This window comes from Streptomyces himastatinicus ATCC 53653, assembly GCF_000158915.1.
Lineage (GTDB): Bacteria > Actinomycetota > Actinomycetes > Streptomycetales > Streptomycetaceae > Streptomyces > Streptomyces himastatinicus.
Window position 1 is genome coordinate 4,331,323 of record NZ_GG657754.1, and the last position, 2,101, is coordinate 4,333,423.

At 69.9% G+C, this 2,101-nt stretch carries 3 protein-coding genes; 1 reads left to right on the forward strand and 2 read right to left on the reverse strand.

Annotated elements, in window-relative coordinates; all coding sequences use genetic code 11:
* The first annotated feature begins 100 nt into the window (after positions 1-100).
* Positions 101-478: an Lsr2 family DNA-binding protein gene (locus tag SSOG_RS17880; RefSeq protein WP_050799895.1), complete on the forward strand. Its 378-nt coding sequence runs from the start codon at positions 101-103 to the stop codon at positions 476-478.
* 360 nt (positions 479-838) lie between these two features.
* Here SSOG_RS17880 and SSOG_RS52390 read toward each other — a convergent pair whose 3' ends face one another.
* Entirely contained in the window at positions 839-1,033 is a 195-nt protein-coding gene (locus SSOG_RS52390; RefSeq protein ID WP_009715650.1) for a hypothetical protein, read from the reverse strand.
* Between the two features lie 320 nt (positions 1,034-1,353).
* The coding region (locus tag SSOG_RS50335; RefSeq protein ID WP_039937961.1) for an NADase-type glycan-binding domain-containing protein at positions 1,354-2,101 on the reverse strand (748 nt) is incomplete at its 5' end.

Consider the following 2,101-nt stretch of genomic DNA (forward strand, 5'->3'; position numbering starts at 1 on the left):
CTCACCGGCCGTATGCCCGGCATCATTCGCGAGTACCTCCAGGAGGACTACGACCAGGGCAAAGACGCCTGTCCCCTGTCACCCGCGGCACCTGTTCTCCATGGGCGGTATCGGCAACGGCGAAAAGCTCTTCTGGGTCACCGATCCCCTGGACGCTCCCGACACCTGGCGCATCGCCGGGAGCGAGGACCGCGGGCTCCGCTGGTTCACCTTCGACGGCACGCTGACCGAATTCCTCGTCTCGGTGCTGAGCGGCGAGACGGCAGTGCCCCAGGTCCCCGACGAGCTTCTTGAGGAACCGGTGGAGTTCGCGCCTTCCGTCCCCGGGCCGTGGGTGGCTGTCAACGTGAAGACGAGGCCGCCCGTCAACACCGAGAGCATCCGGGAGTGGGGGCGGGCTCAGGGGTACGACGTGCCCTTCCGGGGGCGGGTGCCCTTGGTGGTTCTGGAGGCCTGGGAGCGGGCTCATCCCCTCTGAGGGTGGAGGTCTTCGGGGGGTGAGGGGGGGGTTGGGGCCAGAGTTGGATGAGGTGTTCCTCGTCCGCCTGCTGGGCTGCGCGGCCGTGGATTCTGGCGCGGAACCAGCGGGGGGGTGCCGTCGGGGCAGGGGAGCTTGGGTTCGGCGTGGAGGTCGGAGCCCTGTTCGCCGAAGGTCCACACCTCGGCCAGGGCCGTGTGGAGGTCGCGGTCTCGTCCCATTCGGTGAGGGTGAGGACTTGGAGGCCGCGTCGGTCGTCGTAGGGGACGACGTTGCCGCCGATCGCCTTGTTGGGGTCGATCTGGAGGAAGACGTCGGTGACCTCCTCCACCGCGCCGGTTATCACGTCGTAGCTGTGCTCTACGTCGACCCGGAAACGCTCCTCGGGCATGCGGGGTTCCTCGGCTGCCGGGTCTTCGACTCGTTCCACAGCGTGTCGTCGCAGCGGTAGCGCTCCGACCTGTACGTCATGGCGCCGGGCAGGTAGCCGGGCTTGGTCATCGCGAACGAGTAGCGCGTCGCCGTGGTGCGCTTCTTCATCTTGGCGACCCGCACCGCGTAGTCGATGCCGCCGGACGGTGCCGCGCTGCCGAGGGTGAACGGTTTCGCGAGCGCGCCGGTGGTCCTCCAGCTGGGGCACTCCGTTCACGATCTTCAGCACGCTCACCGTGGCGTTCACGGTCTTGCGGGCGTGGGTACGGATGAACTCCTGGGTCACGACGGCCGGCGTCGCGCACAGCTCGCCCGGGGCGGCGGCCCTGTTCAACCCGGCTGCGGCCGTGATGCGTACGTCCCGCCCGCCCCGCTCGTGTCGTCCTGCTGCGAGTGACCTTCGAGCGGGACGCGAGCGGGGCGGGGGTGTTCGGCGTACGGGGTTACGAGCGGCCCGCCTTGGACGGGCCGAAGAACTCGATCTCGGCGATCGCCACCTGCTTCTTGCCATTGGCTCCGTAAGCCGACTGGATCGTGAAGCGGACCGCGGTGACGTTCTGGGCGCGGAACTTGTGGCGCTGGAAACCCGCGCCCTGGTCGAGGTTGAGTTCGCGGATGGTGGTCTTGCCGTCGTCCGTGGTGATCCGGGCCTCGATGCGGTGCGGGAGGGCGGACTTGGTGAGGGTTTCGCCGCGGCCGGACATGCCGGGGGTGATGCCGATGTCCAGCAGGCGTACCGGGTCGCGGAAGCGGGCCTCCAGCCACTCGCCCTTGGCGGACTGGGTGACGCCCGGCCCCCACCAGGAGTTGCTGACCACGTCGAACGCCTTGTCCGGGCCGTGCTGGGGGAACGAGCGGGACGCCTTATACGAATCCGGGTTGAGCGGGGCGCGCTTGGCGAAGTGGTCGCGTACGGCGCTGACGGCTGTGGGGGTCTGGAACAGGGCCCAGCCCACCAGGGCCAGCACCGCCGCGAGGACCACCCAGCGCAGGATGCGGCCGATCTGGTGGCGCAGGCGCGGGCGGTCACCCGCCCAGGGCTGTTCCCGGTTGCGGTAGTCGAGCAGCCGCCGCCACCAGGGGAGGCGGGTCGGGTTCTCCGGGCCCTCGGCCATCGGCATGGCGCAGCGGGCGCAGAAGTGGCGGTCGGGGCGGTTGACGGTGTGGCACCAGGGGCACGCGACGCCGCCG

Excerpts from the sequence above, each read along its gene's own strand:
- SSOG_RS17880 (WP_050799895.1), top strand. The coding sequence starts at position 101 with ATGGGCGGTATCGGCAACGGCGAAAAGCTCTTCTGGGTCACCGATCCC.